This window comes from Lysinibacillus sp. FSL W8-0992, from assembly GCF_038008685.1.
Classification (GTDB): domain Bacteria; phylum Bacillota; class Bacilli; order Bacillales_A; family Planococcaceae; genus Lysinibacillus.
Genome location: NZ_JBBOZQ010000001.1, coordinates 173,455 through 187,518 on the forward strand (window position 1 = coordinate 173,455; position 14,064 = coordinate 187,518).

General features: G+C 37.8%; 11 protein-coding genes. 6 read left to right on the top strand and 5 right to left on the bottom strand.

The window, feature by feature from the left end:
• Nucleotides 1–90: 90 nt before the first annotated feature.
• Together argS and NSQ74_RS00690 are read right to left on the bottom strand one after the other, a co-directional pair.
• Nucleotides 91–1,758 (bottom strand): arginine--tRNA ligase, encoded by a 1,668-nt coding sequence (gene argS / locus NSQ74_RS00685; RefSeq protein ID WP_340821020.1) that lies wholly within the window; start codon nucleotides 1,756–1,758, stop codon nucleotides 91–93.
• Nucleotides 1,758–2,189, bottom strand: a complete 432-nt coding sequence (locus NSQ74_RS00690; protein WP_340821021.1) for a DUF1934 domain-containing protein — start codon at nucleotides 2,187–2,189, stop codon at nucleotides 1,758–1,760. The genes argS and NSQ74_RS00690 overlap by 1 nt, the downstream gene beginning before the upstream one ends.
• Before the next feature lie 163 nt (nucleotides 2,190–2,352).
• Between NSQ74_RS00690 and NSQ74_RS00695 the strand changes: the two genes are divergently transcribed.
• The 3 genes from NSQ74_RS00695 to NSQ74_RS00705 all read left to right on the top strand — a co-directional run bounded on the left by NSQ74_RS00695 (nucleotide 2,353) and on the right by NSQ74_RS00705 (nucleotide 5,134).
• The gene (locus tag NSQ74_RS00695; protein ID WP_340821022.1) at nucleotides 2,353–3,462 is read left to right on the top strand and encodes a GGDEF domain-containing protein; all 1,110 of its coding nucleotides are present in this window, start codon (nucleotides 2,353–2,355) and stop codon (nucleotides 3,460–3,462) included.
• A gap of 153 nt (nucleotides 3,463–3,615) precedes the next feature.
• Nucleotides 3,616–4,557: a threonine ammonia-lyase gene (locus tag NSQ74_RS00700; RefSeq protein ID WP_340821023.1), complete on the top strand. Its 942-nt coding sequence runs from the start codon at nucleotides 3,616–3,618 to the stop codon at nucleotides 4,555–4,557.
• A 34-nt stretch (nucleotides 4,558–4,591) separates the two neighbouring features.
• Entirely contained in the window at nucleotides 4,592–5,134 is a 543-nt protein-coding gene (locus tag NSQ74_RS00705; protein WP_340821024.1) for a hypothetical protein, read from the top strand.
• Between the two features lie 328 nt (nucleotides 5,135–5,462).
• Here the strand turns inward: NSQ74_RS00705 and NSQ74_RS00710 are convergent, their stop codons facing one another.
• Together NSQ74_RS00710 and speB are read right to left on the bottom strand one after the other, a co-directional pair.
• A complete protein-coding gene (locus NSQ74_RS00710) occupies nucleotides 5,463–8,399 on the bottom strand; it encodes an S-layer homology domain-containing protein (RefSeq protein ID WP_340821025.1) in 2,937 nt (978 codons plus the stop codon).
• Between the two features lie 357 nt (nucleotides 8,400–8,756).
• A complete protein-coding gene (gene speB / locus NSQ74_RS00715) occupies nucleotides 8,757–9,629 on the bottom strand; it encodes an agmatinase (protein WP_069512861.1) in 873 nt (290 codons plus the stop codon).
• Between the two features lie 311 nt (nucleotides 9,630–9,940).
• Here speB and NSQ74_RS00720 point away from each other — a divergent pair, with 311 nt between their 5' ends.
• Nucleotides 9,941–11,995 carry a transglycosylase domain-containing protein gene (locus tag NSQ74_RS00720; protein WP_340821026.1) on the top strand — a complete coding sequence of 685 codons (2,055 nt, stop codon included), beginning with the start codon at nucleotides 9,941–9,943 and terminating at the stop codon, nucleotides 11,993–11,995.
• Between the two features lie 347 nt (nucleotides 11,996–12,342).
• Here the strand turns inward: NSQ74_RS00720 and NSQ74_RS00725 are convergent, their stop codons facing one another.
• Nucleotides 12,343–12,858, bottom strand: a complete 516-nt coding sequence (locus tag NSQ74_RS00725; protein ID WP_340821027.1) for a YwhD family protein — start codon at nucleotides 12,856–12,858, stop codon at nucleotides 12,343–12,345.
• A 125-nt stretch (nucleotides 12,859–12,983) separates the two neighbouring features.
• Between NSQ74_RS00725 and NSQ74_RS00730 the strand changes: the two genes are divergently transcribed.
• Both NSQ74_RS00730 and NSQ74_RS00735 read left to right on the top strand, forming a co-directional pair.
• Nucleotides 12,984–13,169: a 2-hydroxymuconate tautomerase gene (locus tag NSQ74_RS00730; protein ID WP_024362848.1), complete on the top strand. Its 186-nt coding sequence runs from the start codon at nucleotides 12,984–12,986 to the stop codon at nucleotides 13,167–13,169.
• A 202-nt stretch (nucleotides 13,170–13,371) separates the two neighbouring features.
• Entirely contained in the window at nucleotides 13,372–14,040 is a 669-nt protein-coding gene (locus tag NSQ74_RS00735; RefSeq protein ID WP_340821028.1) for a class A sortase, read from the top strand.
• The last annotated feature ends 24 nt before the right edge of the window (nucleotides 14,041–14,064 follow it).

The following is a 14,064-nucleotide window of genomic DNA, read 5'->3' on the forward strand; positions in this document are numbered from 1 at the left end:
AAAAAACCAAAAGTAAGTGCCAGGCACTCAAACAATTTCCACCGAATAAAAAACCCCGACACGTAATTGTGTCGGGGTCTAATAATCATATTACATTTTTTCAGGTGCAGATACGCCGATTAGACGTAATGCGTTAGCAATAGTAGTACGTACAGCCGTAATAAGTGCTAAACGTGCTTCTGTTAGCTCTTTATTCGAAGCATCTAACACTTTTTCAGCGTTATAGAAGCTATGGAACGCAGCTGCCGTATCTTGAATATAGTTGGCGATACGGTGTGGCGTACGGTGTTTTGCTGCATCCGCCACTACTTTCGGGAAATCACCGATTTTTTTCAATAAATCAATTTCTTTTTCAGCAGTTAACAGGCTTAAATTCGCTATTGATGTAGCAAAGCCTTGTTCAGTTGCTGAACGTAAAATTGAAGAAATACGCGCATGCGCATATTGAGCATAATATACCGGGTTTTCGTTTGATTGCGATACCGCAAGATCAAGGTCAAAGTCCATATGTGAATCACCAGCTGTTTTCACGAAGAAGTAACGTACTGCGTCTAATCCTACTTCTTCAACAAGCTCACGCATCGTTACAGCATTCCCTGTACGTTTCGACATTTTAAATTTCTCGCCGTCTTTATATAACTGAACCATTTGAATAACTTCTACTTCAAGCGTGTCACGGTCATAACCAAGTGCTTGAATAGCCGCTTTCATTCGTGGGATATAGCCGTGGTGGTCAGCTCCCCAGATGTTAATTAGTTTATCAAAGCCACGGACAATTTTATCTTCATGGTAAGCAATATCAGGTGTTAAATATGTGAAAGATCCATCATTTTTTATTAATACACGATCTTTATCATCGCCAAATGTTGTTGAACGGAACCAAGTAGCACCATCTTCTTCAAAAACATGGCCATTTGCTTTTAATTTATCTAATGCTACTTCGATTTTGCCGTTTTCATATAATGATGTTTCAGAATACCATACATTAAAATTCACGCGGAAATTCGCTAAGTCTGTTTTCAATTTATCTAGTTCTAATGCTAAACCATGTTGACGGAAAAATGCAAAACGCTCTTCATCAGATTTTGATAAAATCGAATCGCCATGCTCACTCGCTAATTTACCTGCAATATCGATAATATCCTGACCGTGATAACCATCTTCTGGCATATCTGCCGCAAGACCTAAAGCTTGCTTATAACGCGCTTCTAATGAATAAGCTAAGTTATTAATTTGATTACCAGCATCGTTAATGTAGTACTCACGAGATACTGCATAACCAGCCATATCTAAAACATTACACAATGAATCCCCTACAGATGCTCCACGTGCATGACCTAGGTGAAGGTCGCCTGTCGGATTTGCTGACACAAATTCAACTTGTACTCTCTCACCAGCTCCTGCGTTTGAACGTCCATAATCTGCACCTTGCTCAAGGACAGCTGTTACAACACCTGTTAAGAAATCTTTACGGACAGTAATATTCATAAAGCCAGGACCTGCGATATCAATTTTCTCGATATCAGTACCTTCAGTTTCAAGGTTTTCTAAAATTGCTTCTGCAATCGCACGTGGTGGCTTTTTAGCTAGTTTCGTTAATTGCATTGCAATATTCGTTGCATAATCACCGTTTGCTTTATCCTTTGGTGTTTCTAAGTGAATCGTTAATTCTGTGCCAGCTTCAACTAAGCCAGCTTTTTCAACAGCCTGTGCAATCGCCGTCTTAATGGCTTGTTGTACTTGTTCTACTGCGTTCATCATTGTACCTCCGTAAATGTAATGTCTAATGTATAATTGCCAACATTTTGTCCACCCATTAGTAAATCATACTGCACATGAAAATCTCCACGCATTTCATGTCTAGTAAATAACATGTTTTTCGTTTGAGTCACGAGTGGCATCGAACCAAATTCACTTTCATAATGGCCTATTTGTTGTTCAAAAATATTGAGTGGTAAGCGCATTTTTACTGCTCCTGCGCGCATAATAAGTGCCAGTTCTTTGTCTAACTTCATCGTCGTGCGGATTGTTTTTTCATCCTGCATCTCTTCATATTTTAAATATAGGGAATCTGCTTTATTTATTAGCTGCCCATTTAACCACATTTCAAGGGTTTCGGACTCCCCATCAATCGGACGAATCGTCGAAATGAGCTTAATGTTCACCTGCGATTTTTCTTCGTTCACCATCATGGACGCTCCCTTTTATTCTTTTTACTATAACCTTTTTATTATAGGATGAATGTCTACTTTATTTCAAGATAGAAGTGAGTATTGTTTTCAAGCATTGGCAGACAAAGTGAAAAGATTTACTATTATTTATAGATCTTCGAGAAAGGAACTACTATTATAGATGTTACTTCACATTTTTGTCAGCTTTTGTATTACCTTTACATTAATCATTTTAACGTATTGGCCATTTACACATCCGGCTCGAGGACAATCACTAATTAAAGAATTTAAACCCATTTTGGTAGGTATTTCTTTTGGTCTAACAGGTCTTATACTAAGTGGCATTTCGTTAAACTATTTGAATGGAACACTCATAAACATCCATATTGTCCCTCTTCTTTTTAGCGGACTTATCGGTGGCCCGTGGTCGATTGTTATTAGTGGCATAATCATGGCAATAGGAAGCTTAATCATCATCCCTACACAAGAAGTACTATCGATAACAAGTTTATCAAATATTAATTTATTAGTAATTTCCATAGTTCTTGCGCTTTTTGCATTAAAAAAACCAATTACTTTTCACACATTAACAGCCTATTTTTATAGCCTGACGATTGAAATCACTGTGATGTTAGTTCTTATCGTTACTTTACCAGCTATACTAAAAATAAAGATTATATTAGGGTTCGTTGCCTATGCACTTTTTACATTTTTTACAATTTTCACTGTTATTAAACGTTTACAAGCGACAAGTGAAAAAGTACAACTCACCTACCACCTTAAAGAAAAGGACTATTTAACGCAGCTCCCAAACAATTTGGCAATTCGATCCTTTGCGCAAGGTATGGTTTTAGAAACGGACCATTTTTCAGTGCTCCATTTTGACGTCGATGATATGAAAGAAATTAATATCAAGTATGGCCATCTAGCTGGTGATGGGGTTATTAAACAACTCGCCACAATCATTAATGACTATGTAGAAGCTATAAACGGTATTGCTGCACGGGTTGCAGGGGAGGAATTTTATATTATATTAAAGGATGCCCCACCAGCTATTGCTCTATATCATGCCGAGAAACTGCGACATCAAATTGCACTTCATTCTTTCAACATCAATACTATGCAAACTACGCCATTAACGGTTTCCATCGGTATTAGCTCAAGTCCTGATAACGGTGTAGAGTTTGATGAACTTGCCATTATTGCTGCACAAGTTACAACCGATATAAAAGCTTTAGGTGGCAACAAAGTATTACACGCCAATAATATTGACTTCCGCACAGAAAACTAATATTTGGTCTAATACACGAGAATCTGCGAAAGTAACGCAGATTCTTTTTCTTTTCCCCTCCACTAATAGTCGTTGACAGTTATTCATTATAACACTACATTTATATTATAATTTCAGAATTTTCAATCTAATAATAGAAATGAGGATTGCTGTATGTTAACACTTGAGAATATCCAAGCTGCTAAAATGAAAGTTGCCCCTTATATTTATGAAACACCTGTTGTTCGCTTACATGGACTCGATGAACTATTAAATTGCAATGTTTCGATAAAAGCCGAAAATATGCAAAAAACAAACTCCTTCAAATTGCGTGGTGCTCTGAATAAACTGCTCTCGATGCCACTTGAACAATTACAACAGGGCGTTGTTGCGGCATCGTCAGGTAATCATGGTAAAGGTGTTGCCTTCGCAGCTAAACTATTAAATATTCCGGCAACAATCGTTTTACCAGATTCAGCACCAAGTATTAAAGTTGAAGGTATTCGAGCATTAGGTGCAAACGTTGTACAATGTAAGCTTGCTGAAAGACACGATATAACGGAAAAACTTAGCTTAGAACACGGCTATGCCATCATTCATCCTTATGATGATTATGACATTATGGCTGGTCAAGGAACGGTAGGATTAGAAATTTTAGAGCAATTTCCTCAAACTAGTGCAATCGTTATACCAATTGGCGGTGGTGGGCTAATAAGTGGTGTCGCGACTGCGGTAAAATCTTTAGCACCTCATATTAAAATCATCGGCGTGGAACCAGCTGTTGTATCACGCTATGCTGATAGTTTAATTGCCGGTGAAAGATTACTTTTAAAAGAGCAAAAGTCTATGGCAGATGCACTCTTAACTTTACAACCTGGCGAGCGAAACTTTCCGATTGTTCAAAAGCTTGTCGATGATATTGTTCGGGTAGACGAGGCTTCTATTGAAAGCGGGATGAAAACATTACTACTAGCAGGCAAGGTAATGGCTGAACCATCCTCTGCTATTGGAATCGGGGCAGCTCTTCAAGGGAATTTACCTATTACTAAAAATGATCATGTTTGCTTCCTTATTTCAGGCGGCAATGTTGGGTTAAATCAATTACACAATTTATAAGGAGGCTACCATTTAAAGTACGAAGGTGAGCTATATGATTAAAATTGATACATTTATTGCAATCGAAACAAAAAGTTTCTATTCACATACGGTTGAACAACTCCAACATGAATTTACTAGTATTCAAAGTAAAAATGCGCTACAAATTATCTCAAAAAATCTAACGCAAAGTAAAGGTCATTTTTTACACGGGGCTATTATTGTAGAAATTGATGGTGTTCAAATTACGTCGTTGTTTGATTGGGATGATTGTGACTTAATATGGCCAGGGTTTTTAACAATGGTTATTGATTATTTACATGATGGTTTTGGTGAAACTGCTATATCATTGAATGATATTCAATGGACTTTAGAAAAAATTATTACGAAGCCAAATCATTTAGTAATTTTTTCTTCAAAGCATGGTATGGGAAAAATCATTAAAGGTGTTTGCAACGAAAATGACTTTCTTCAAGCAGTCTTGCTCAGCGCACATCAATACCTGTCGTTAAGACAACAAGATACGCGAACACAAACTTTAAATGGCATGGCTGGAAAATACAATTATCTTAAGTGCCAGGCACTCAAACAATTTTGAAAACTTTATTACTATCAAAGTAAAGATCCACTGAAACTACTAAGGGAACGCACGTAACGTAAGCCGCAACCAACCACGTGTTGGGAGGTTTGCGATTTACAACGTTCCCACGGAAAGTGAAGTGGATCTTTACAATATAGAAGGCTAAGTGCCAGGCACTCAAACAATTTAAATAAAAAATAAGGCTAGCTCATAGCTAACCCCACTCTCTTTTTTAGGTAACTTAATAAAGAGCATCCGCAATGCAAACTGTGGATGCTCTTTCGCCTTTAAGCTGTATCAAAACTTACTAAAAAGAATAATTTCTTTGCGACCAAACGAATGGTTGTTACAAATGAAGTACTCTGTATAAGAAAGCAACAAACTGCGCACGTGTTACAGGTTCATTCGGTCTGAAACTGCCATTATCCCCTAACGCAATCCCATAATTTTCGAGAATGGCAATGTAATCATGAGCCCAATGTGTTGTAGGAACATCTTCGAAATGACTTGTCCCTTCTGAAGTCAATCCAAATGCCAACACTATTATTTTCGCCAATTGCGCACGTGTTAATGATTCGCTTGGATGGAAGAATCCATTGGACCCGTCTATAATCCCTGCCTGCTGCAACTTCATAATGCCCTCATAGTATGGATGATTTGCTGCAATATCATTAAATGGTGTTATCTCGCGACTTGGTACTAACTCAAAAGCACGAGCGATAATAATTGCAACATGCTGACGTTGAATTGAATCATTTGGACGGAATGTTCCGTCTGGGTAGCCATTGATTATTCCACGCATTGCTATATCCTCAATCATTTCTTTTGCCCAGTTTGTAGAAATATCACTGAATGTTATTGTTGGTGTTGGATTTTCGGGTACTTCAGGTTCTGTAGGCTTTTCTGGCTCTACTGGAATTTCTGGTGTTGGTTTAGGATTTGGTTTTGTTTCCGGCGTTGGAATATATCCACCACCTCCACCTGATGAACTATTTTCTATCCACTTCGCATATAGCGTTGTATTCCCTACTACCGTATCTTTGGTAAAATCCCACGAATTAACAAGAGTAACCTCTTTATACCAACCACCAAATGTATAACCTAGTTTTGTCGGTACAGTTGGTTCTGTTATTTTTCCATTGTATGATACATTTTGAGGCGTGACACCACTGCCTCCATTTGATTCAAATGATAATGTATAACGATTAACTTTCCACAAGGCATATAATGTGACATTGGAGGCATTAATAGTAAACTTGTTATTTGCCACATAGTTTATCCCACTGCCATCTGCTTTTGTATTCCAACCATTAAACGTAAATCCAGTCCTTACTAGATTGCCAGTATTATCAGATACTGTAACGCTATGTCCATTTTCATAAGTTTGACTATTGACTGGTGCTTGTCCTCCAGTTGCTCCGTTTCCGTCGTATTTTACTGTATATTTAATCGGAGCTGTTTTATTAATACTGAATGTTACGGTAATTGAGTTACCAGCGTCATCCGTAACTACGAGCACATAGGAGCCTTCCGCGTCCACAGACATCCCACTCACAAACGATTGCCCATTTAGTGTTGCAGTACCTTCGTTAAATGTAATGGTTTTTGAGGAATTGTAACTTCCTCCTTCCGCTACACCGCTGACAATTGGGGCGGTCTTATCGATAGAAAATGCAATGGTTGTAGTATTACCAGCGCTATCCGTAACAACAAGTACATAGGAGCCTTCCGTGTCTACAGACGAGCCGCTTGTAAAGAAAGTGCCGTTCAATTTTGCTGTACCTTCATTAAAAGTTATTGTCTGGTTAACATTGTAGCTCGCTCCGTTTGTTACACCATTGACAACAGGGGCAATCGTATCCAGAGTGATACTGTTTTGAGCTAACCCTACATTGCCCGCACGATCAATTAAACGTACATACACCGTTTTATTTCCATCTCCCGCTGGTAATGTATAGCTTTTAGTTGGACTAAAGGCTTCGACACCCGACCAAGAACTATTGTTACTAGAAAACTGTACTCCTACTACATCTGTCACACCACTGTCTAAGGATAAATTAAGCGTTACAACACGATTCGTTGTATACGGATTCCCATTATTGATATCAACAGAGCCTGTTGGTGCTACCGTATCCAGTGTTATAACTCTTTGATATTCTGGAGAGTCATTTCCCGCTCCATCAACAAGCTTAAAGGACAATATTTTTTCTCCGTTAACAGTTCCTATAGCAAGCATAAAGTTTGGTACGTAAGGCATTTGTGCAAATGGATTTCCATTAACCGAATAACGGATATGCGTAATATCATTTACACCCACATTTGGCGTTATTGAAACGGATACACCTGTACTATTCGTATATTGGTTACCTTGATTTACAATTACCGTCCCTGTCGGAGGGGTCTTATCAATTTGGAATTGGATGTTTTTTGATTGGCTACCTGCTGAAACTGTTAATGTATATGAACCTTCAGCAGTAATCTGTGTCCCACTTGTAAATGGACTTCCATTCAAAGTTGCTGTGCCAATGTTGAACTGTGGCGTTACACTCGTGCTGTATAGGCCACCATTTTGAACTCCTGTTACCTGAATTTCGACATTTTCGGAGTATGTAATAATTAAATATGGACCCAGACTACCGCCCTGCATATTTGATTCCGTCATTTTTATATAATGGTCCATAGATAGTATTCCGTTTTGAGCAGCTTCTTGAGCAGTCATTCCTGAAAGAATAAAGGTTGCTCTAGAATCAGCTTTCGTGGACTCCTCTGATATATAGCTAGTAAAATCAAATGGCGCTAGCGTAGGTTTAAGCATCGTGACATTATTGGCTAGAATTCTTGTTTGGGTAGATCCTGAAGTAGGAGCTGGTGGTGATGTTATCCCAGTATCTTGAATCCAGTTATGATTAGTACTTGTAGAAACTTTTAATGAAAAATTAGTAGTTGCTTGGAGAGTACCACCTGTTACAGGAATATAAAGATTTGCACTTTCAACCTTATACCCTACAGGAATGGGTGGTAACTGAAACTTAAGCAATACTTGAACCTCCAAAGGCGTACCATATGTTCCCTGAAAGCCTACATCAAGATATCCCAGGTTCCCATCCTCATAAGTAAATCCAGCATCAATACCTTTGTATACCATTGTCGTGTCCTCAGTTGCATAAATTGGTACCAAACTGTTATTGGCAAATGCTTCATCTTGATTACTAAAAATAAAGATTATGCCCAAACTAACTACCAAAGGCAATAAATTAACAATCGAAGCTATTTTCTTTCTCATATACAAACTCCCTTTCTATTAAATTTTCTAAAATCACTACGGTAATAATTTAAATTGAATTCCAATTTATTTCCTCAATCGCTTTTTTCTCCTTGTTTAATCCTTTATTTTCATGGCATACACATTATTCAAATGACATAAAATCTCCCTCAATATTTTACTATTTAAAATATCTTTTTAATTATAAAAGGGAGTCTCTATTTAAAATACTGACAAATGTTAATATTTCACTATTAACATTTGTCTTTTGGGGTGCCAGTCACTCAAACAATTCTCAAACAATTTACATAAAAAATGGGGCTAGCTCATCGCTAACCCCATTAAAACCGCTTCATATCTACTAATACAAAGCTCCTATTATTTTACCCAGCCTAAAATCATTTCTCGTAATAATTTACTCGCTGTGTTGGCTGTCATTTCTGATGTGTCATAAATTGGTGCAACTTCAACTAAGTCAAAGCCTACAACGTTCACGCCACTTGCAGCAATTGCATGAATTGAAGCTAGTAACTCTTTAGATGTAATACCTCCACAATCTACCGTACCTGTACCAGGCGCATGCGCTGGATCTAGTACGTCGATATCAATTGTAACGTATACATTACGTCCCGCTAATGTTGGTAGCACTTCTTTTAACGGCTCTAGTACTTCAAATTTTGAAATATGCATGCCGTTTTCCTTCGCCCACTCAAATTCTTCCTTCATACCTGAACGAATACCAAATGAATAGACATTTTTTGGTCCAATATGCTCTGCAATTTTACGAATTGGAGTTGAATGTGAAAGTGGCTCCCCTTCATATTCAACACGTAAATCTGTATGCGCATCAAAATGAATGATTGCTAAGTCGTCGTATTTTGCAGAAACTGCCTTCATAACAGGCCAAGATACTAAATGCTCGCCGCCCATGCCGACAGGAATTTTACCGTCTTCTAAAAGCTTCACAATGAATTTCTCAATTTCATCTAAAGAACGTTGTGCATTACCAAACGGTAACGGAATATCCCCTGCATCGAAATACTTCACTTCTTCTAACTCGCGATCTAAATATGGACTATACTCTTCTAGTCCAATTGATACTTCACGAATACGTTGAGGGCCAAAACGTGAACCTGGGCGATAACTAACTGTCCAGTCCATCGGCATGCCGTAAATAACTGCTTGAGCATCCTCATATGTAGGATGACTTTTTATAAAAACATTCCCTGAATAAGCTTCATCAAATCTCATATTTTGCCTCCATTAATATCTGAACTTCCTATGAAATTCAGTTTTTATATTTGTTACTTATTGAGGACTTACAGGTTTGTAATGAAACCTCATTTACTCAATCCTCGTATACATTATTGGAACGACTAGCAAATTTCAATTAAAATCTACAAAGTGCAATACTTTTGTCGAAAGCTAGCGTTTCATATCAGTACAAAAAAAGTATAGATGTTTTTGAATAAAGTGCAATAGTTTTTGCTTAGAATTCCGATTAAAGAAGAATATTCAGACACATACTAAACTCAAGTTGTTAGAAAACGAGGTGAAGTCGGATGAAAAGAAAAATCTATCAACGTAAGCAAAAGCGTGTGAAGCGTTCACGCAAAGCGCTTACACTTTTTGTCGCCTTTGCATCTGCAATAGTAGTAGCATTTATTGCACTACGCGTCTATGTTCAAGTGGCTGGTGCACCGCCATTAACTGTACCGAAAGCCTCTATTTTCTTAGATGAAAACGAGAACCAAATTGGAGACCACTTTACGAATGAACGTCGCTATTGGGTTGGTCTTGATGAAATATCACCCTATTTAGTAAAAGCAGCAGTGGCCGTTGAAGATAAAGACTTTTACAAACATAGCGGTTTTGACTTTTCTCGTATTGCTGGTGCCGTATTAGTTGATATTAAAGCCGGAAGTAAAGTTCAAGGGGCAAGTACTATCACCCAACAATATGCTCGAAATTTATATTTATCTCATGAAAAATCATGGACTCGAAAAGCAAATGAGGCGTTGTATGCTTATAGATTAGAAGTTTTTTATAACAAGGACGAAATATTAGAAGGTTATTTAAACACTGTATATTATGGACACGGAATGTACGGAATCGAAGCGGCTAGTCGTTATTATTACGGGAAATCTGCAAAAGACTTGACGCTAGCAGAGGCTGCTATGCTTGCAGGCGTACCTAAAGGTCCAAGTATATATTCGCCAATCGCCAATATTGAAAAAGCTACTAATCGCCAGAACGTAATCTTGAAACTGATGGCAGACCAAGGAGCAATAACGCAAGACGAAAAAACACGTGCTGAGGAAGAGCAGCTTGTCTTAAAGAATGATATGTGGGTTGCTTCCAAATCTGTTGCACCTTATTTCTTAGATGTTGCTTGGCAGGAAGCAAGTGAAATTTTAAAAGCAAAAAATCTGGACATTAGCGAAGGTGGTTGGACTATTCAAACAACACTTAACCTTGGCCACCAAAAAGCTGCGGAAGAAGCAGTAGCTAAAAATATGCCCGCTAATGATCTGCAAACAGGATTTGTTAGTATGCAATCTAAAACAGGCGCCGTCACAGCACTTGTTGGCGGTAAGGATTATGCCACTAGCTCCTTTAACCGCGTAACACAAGCAAAACGTCAACCGGGATCAACCATTAAGCCGGTTTTATATGCAGCAGCATTAGAAAATGGCTATACGCCTTTAACGTTTTTAGATGTAGGACAAACAACGTTTACTTATGATAATGGACGTGGGACCTACTCTCCTAAAAACGTAAACGGTCAATTTGCCGACCATGATATGTCGTTGGCACAGGCCATTGCGATTTCCGATAATATTTATGCAGTTAAAACATTAGAAGATATCGGATTTAAAGCATTTCATAATATGGCGGACCGCTTTGGAGTAACGATTGGTACGAAGGACAATTTATCGCTTGCTCTTGGAACAATGGAAACGACACTGTACGAAATGACAAATGCGTATAATATTTTAGCGTCAGAAGGTCAAGAAACAGCTCCAACAACTATTATCTCCATTAAAAATGCCAATGGAGACATTATTTACGATAATAAGAACGTAGAAAAACAGGATGAAACGGTGATTTCAAAAGAAAATTCCTATATTCTAACAGAAATGATGACTGGCATTTTCGATCCTGTATTTAGTGATTACTCTCCTGCTACAGGGATTGGCATTCGTTCACGCATGACTCATACGTATGCTGCAAAGTCTGGCTCGACAAATAGTGATCAGTGGCTTATCGGATTTACACCAAACTTAACGGCTGGTGTTTGGAACGGCTACGATCAAGGTAAAAACCTTTCTACGAAAGAAGATACAGCTGCTACAAAGCAAATATGGATTGACTTTATGGAAAGCGTAAATAAAGGTACTAAAAACGAGGACTTCTTAAAACCAAAAGGTGTGAAAGGCGTGGTCGTAGATATTGAAACAGGAAAGCTCGCTACAGATGCGTGCCCTAAACAACGTCTCGTTTATTTAGATACCAAAGATGTACCAACTGAAAAATGTACTAACTTTGATATTCTGGATAGCAATACGTGGGGAGAATTTTGGAATATGATTCCGTTCTTCAAAAATAAACAATAATGCGCAACCTTTTTCTCGAATAATCGTTTTATTTTATTGAAAAGCTCTCGACAAAGTTATAGACATAAAGCGAAAAAAGAAAAGCTTTCTCTTCCCCGGAGACGTGTCCGTGGGAACAGAAAGCTTTTCTTATTTTTTGGCCCGGGAAAGGATGAGAATCATGGGGCATTTGGCTTGGGTTTGGGTTGTCAAATGTCGCATAGCCCTCATCACATTCTTGGAACCAAGTGTCCTAGCTTACTAAAATGTAAGCTCTGAATCAAGTGTACTTTTTTTCATATCTACTTTCAACCTAATATCGAAAGCGATTGCAAAATGTCACAGATTGTTCAATCATTGATAGTCTTTTATACAAATAAGTCTTGACGTAATTGATTGTCACTGCGCTCCCAAAGTTCCGGATTTAGTTCCGCTAAGAAAGAAGCTAACACTTTTTTAGAGGCTTCATCCATATGATCAACAATAATTTGTCGTTTCATCGACTTATCCATCTTATTCACGTGGTCAGCTAAAATTTTATAACCACGACGTTTTTCACGATTTACTACCATTTCACATGCAGTTACACCTGCATAGTAAGGGCCGTCTGCTTTATGATCAATTGTTACCCATATTAACCAGTAAGGTTTTCCACCCTCTGAATCAGCACGATCTGTCGTAAATTTGATGCCTCGTTCTATATCGCTACGTGCATGCATCGCACCTACTTCAACTGAAGCCTTACCTTCTTCTATATCAATAATGACCGGTGATACGTTTTCTAACGAAAGCGAACCAATACCATATCCTTTATGGCCATCTGTCGGGTCATTTTTTATAATCGTAAAGCCCATTTTTTGTTTCGGTTTCTCTTCATTTGCCATACTTTAATTCCCTCCATTCTGCTATTATAAAGTAAAGCATATTCTTGCGCTTTTGTGCATAAGTAAGAAGTTTATTATTTCTTATAAACTAACTATACAACATAATTCAAAAAGGAGGCACTATTATGCCATACGTAACAGTAAAAATGATTGAAGGTCGTACAGAAGAACAAAAACGCGCACTAGTAAAAGAAGTAACAGAAGCCGTTTCACGCACAGTAAACGCACCAGTTGAAAACGTAACAGTTTTTATCGAAGAAATGTCTAAAAACCATTACGGCGTTGCAGGCGTCCGCTTCAGCGATAAATAATAATCCGGGTAGAGCAACATACCGCTCTACCCTTTTTTAGTATAAATAAATTTACCGTATTTAATATCAGGGATTTATCGGCGATATACATAGGTTTACCGGCGATTCCTCGTGTTCTTTCGGCGATTAACATTAATTTATCGGCGATTTCATGGAGTCTATCGGCGATTCTTAAATACTAAAGGAAGTGATCCTACAAAATATGAAAATAATCAAAATGACACTACTCATTTGTATGCTAATTATCGGTTTATTACTTATTTTTATCAATCCTATCCAGAATGCAGTTATCGCTCATTTAAGTAAACAGCTAAATACGACTGATTACAGTGCAGAAGAGTTGCAAATGAACAATAATGCAAGTGCAAATTTTGAATTCGAAGATGTCCAATCTTTGTCCATCGCAGAAGTTTTAAAAGCACAGACACAGATTGATCATTTACCTGTCATCGGAAGTATTGCCATACCTAATGTAGACATGCACCTTCCTATTATCAAAGGAGTCGGCAACGCTTCTCTTGCAGTCGGAGCAGGTACCATGAAGTCTAATCAAACATTAGGACAAGGCAATTACGCCTTAGCTGGTCATTATTTTGAAGAAAAAAATATATTATTCAGTCCATTATATAAAGCAAACATCGGTGATGTAATTTACATAACGGATTTGGAAAATATTTATGAGTACAAATTAACAATAAAAAAAGTGATTGCAGCAACAGATGTGTATGTCATTGATGATATCCCAAATCAAACTGTTTTGACCCTTATTACATGTGCGGATAATGGCACAAAACGCCTTGCTATCCAAGCAGATTTTGTGGAGCAATATCCATTGAATAATGCTCCTGCAAAACTATCGGAAGCTTTTTAGTATAGAAATACCCCCAAGACTTCA

Bases quoted from the DNA above. Each gene is read 5' to 3' on its own strand.
- argS (WP_340821020.1), bottom strand. From the start codon at position 1,758: ATGAACGCAGTAGAACAAGTACAACAAGCCATTAAGACGGCGATTGCA.
- speB (WP_069512861.1), bottom strand. From the start codon at position 9,629: ATGAGATTTGATGAAGCTTATTCAGGGAATGTTTTTATAAAAAGTCAT.
- NSQ74_RS00705 (WP_340821024.1), top strand. From the start codon at position 4,592: ATGATTAAAATTGATACATTTATTGCAATCGAAACAAAAAGTTTCTAT.
- NSQ74_RS00720 (WP_340821026.1), top strand. From the start codon at position 9,941: ATGAAAAGAAAAATCTATCAACGTAAGCAAAAGCGTGTGAAGCGTTCA.
- NSQ74_RS00730 (WP_024362848.1), top strand. From the start codon at position 12,984: ATGCCATACGTAACAGTAAAAATGATTGAAGGTCGTACAGAAGAACAA.
- NSQ74_RS00735 (WP_340821028.1), top strand. From the start codon at position 13,372: ATGAAAATAATCAAAATGACACTACTCATTTGTATGCTAATTATCGGT.
- NSQ74_RS00700 (WP_340821023.1), top strand. From the start codon at position 3,616: ATGTTAACACTTGAGAATATCCAAGCTGCTAAAATGAAAGTTGCCCCT.
- NSQ74_RS00695 (WP_340821022.1), top strand. From the start codon at position 2,353: ATGTTACTTCACATTTTTGTCAGCTTTTGTATTACCTTTACATTAATC.
- NSQ74_RS00690 (WP_340821021.1), bottom strand. From the start codon at position 2,189: ATGGTGAACGAAGAAAAATCGCAGGTGAACATTAAGCTCATTTCGACG.
- NSQ74_RS00725 (WP_340821027.1), bottom strand. From the start codon at position 12,858: ATGGCAAATGAAGAGAAACCGAAACAAAAAATGGGCTTTACGATTATA.
- NSQ74_RS00710 (WP_340821025.1), bottom strand. From the start codon at position 8,399: ATGAGAAAGAAAATAGCTTCGATTGTTAATTTATTGCCTTTGGTAGTT.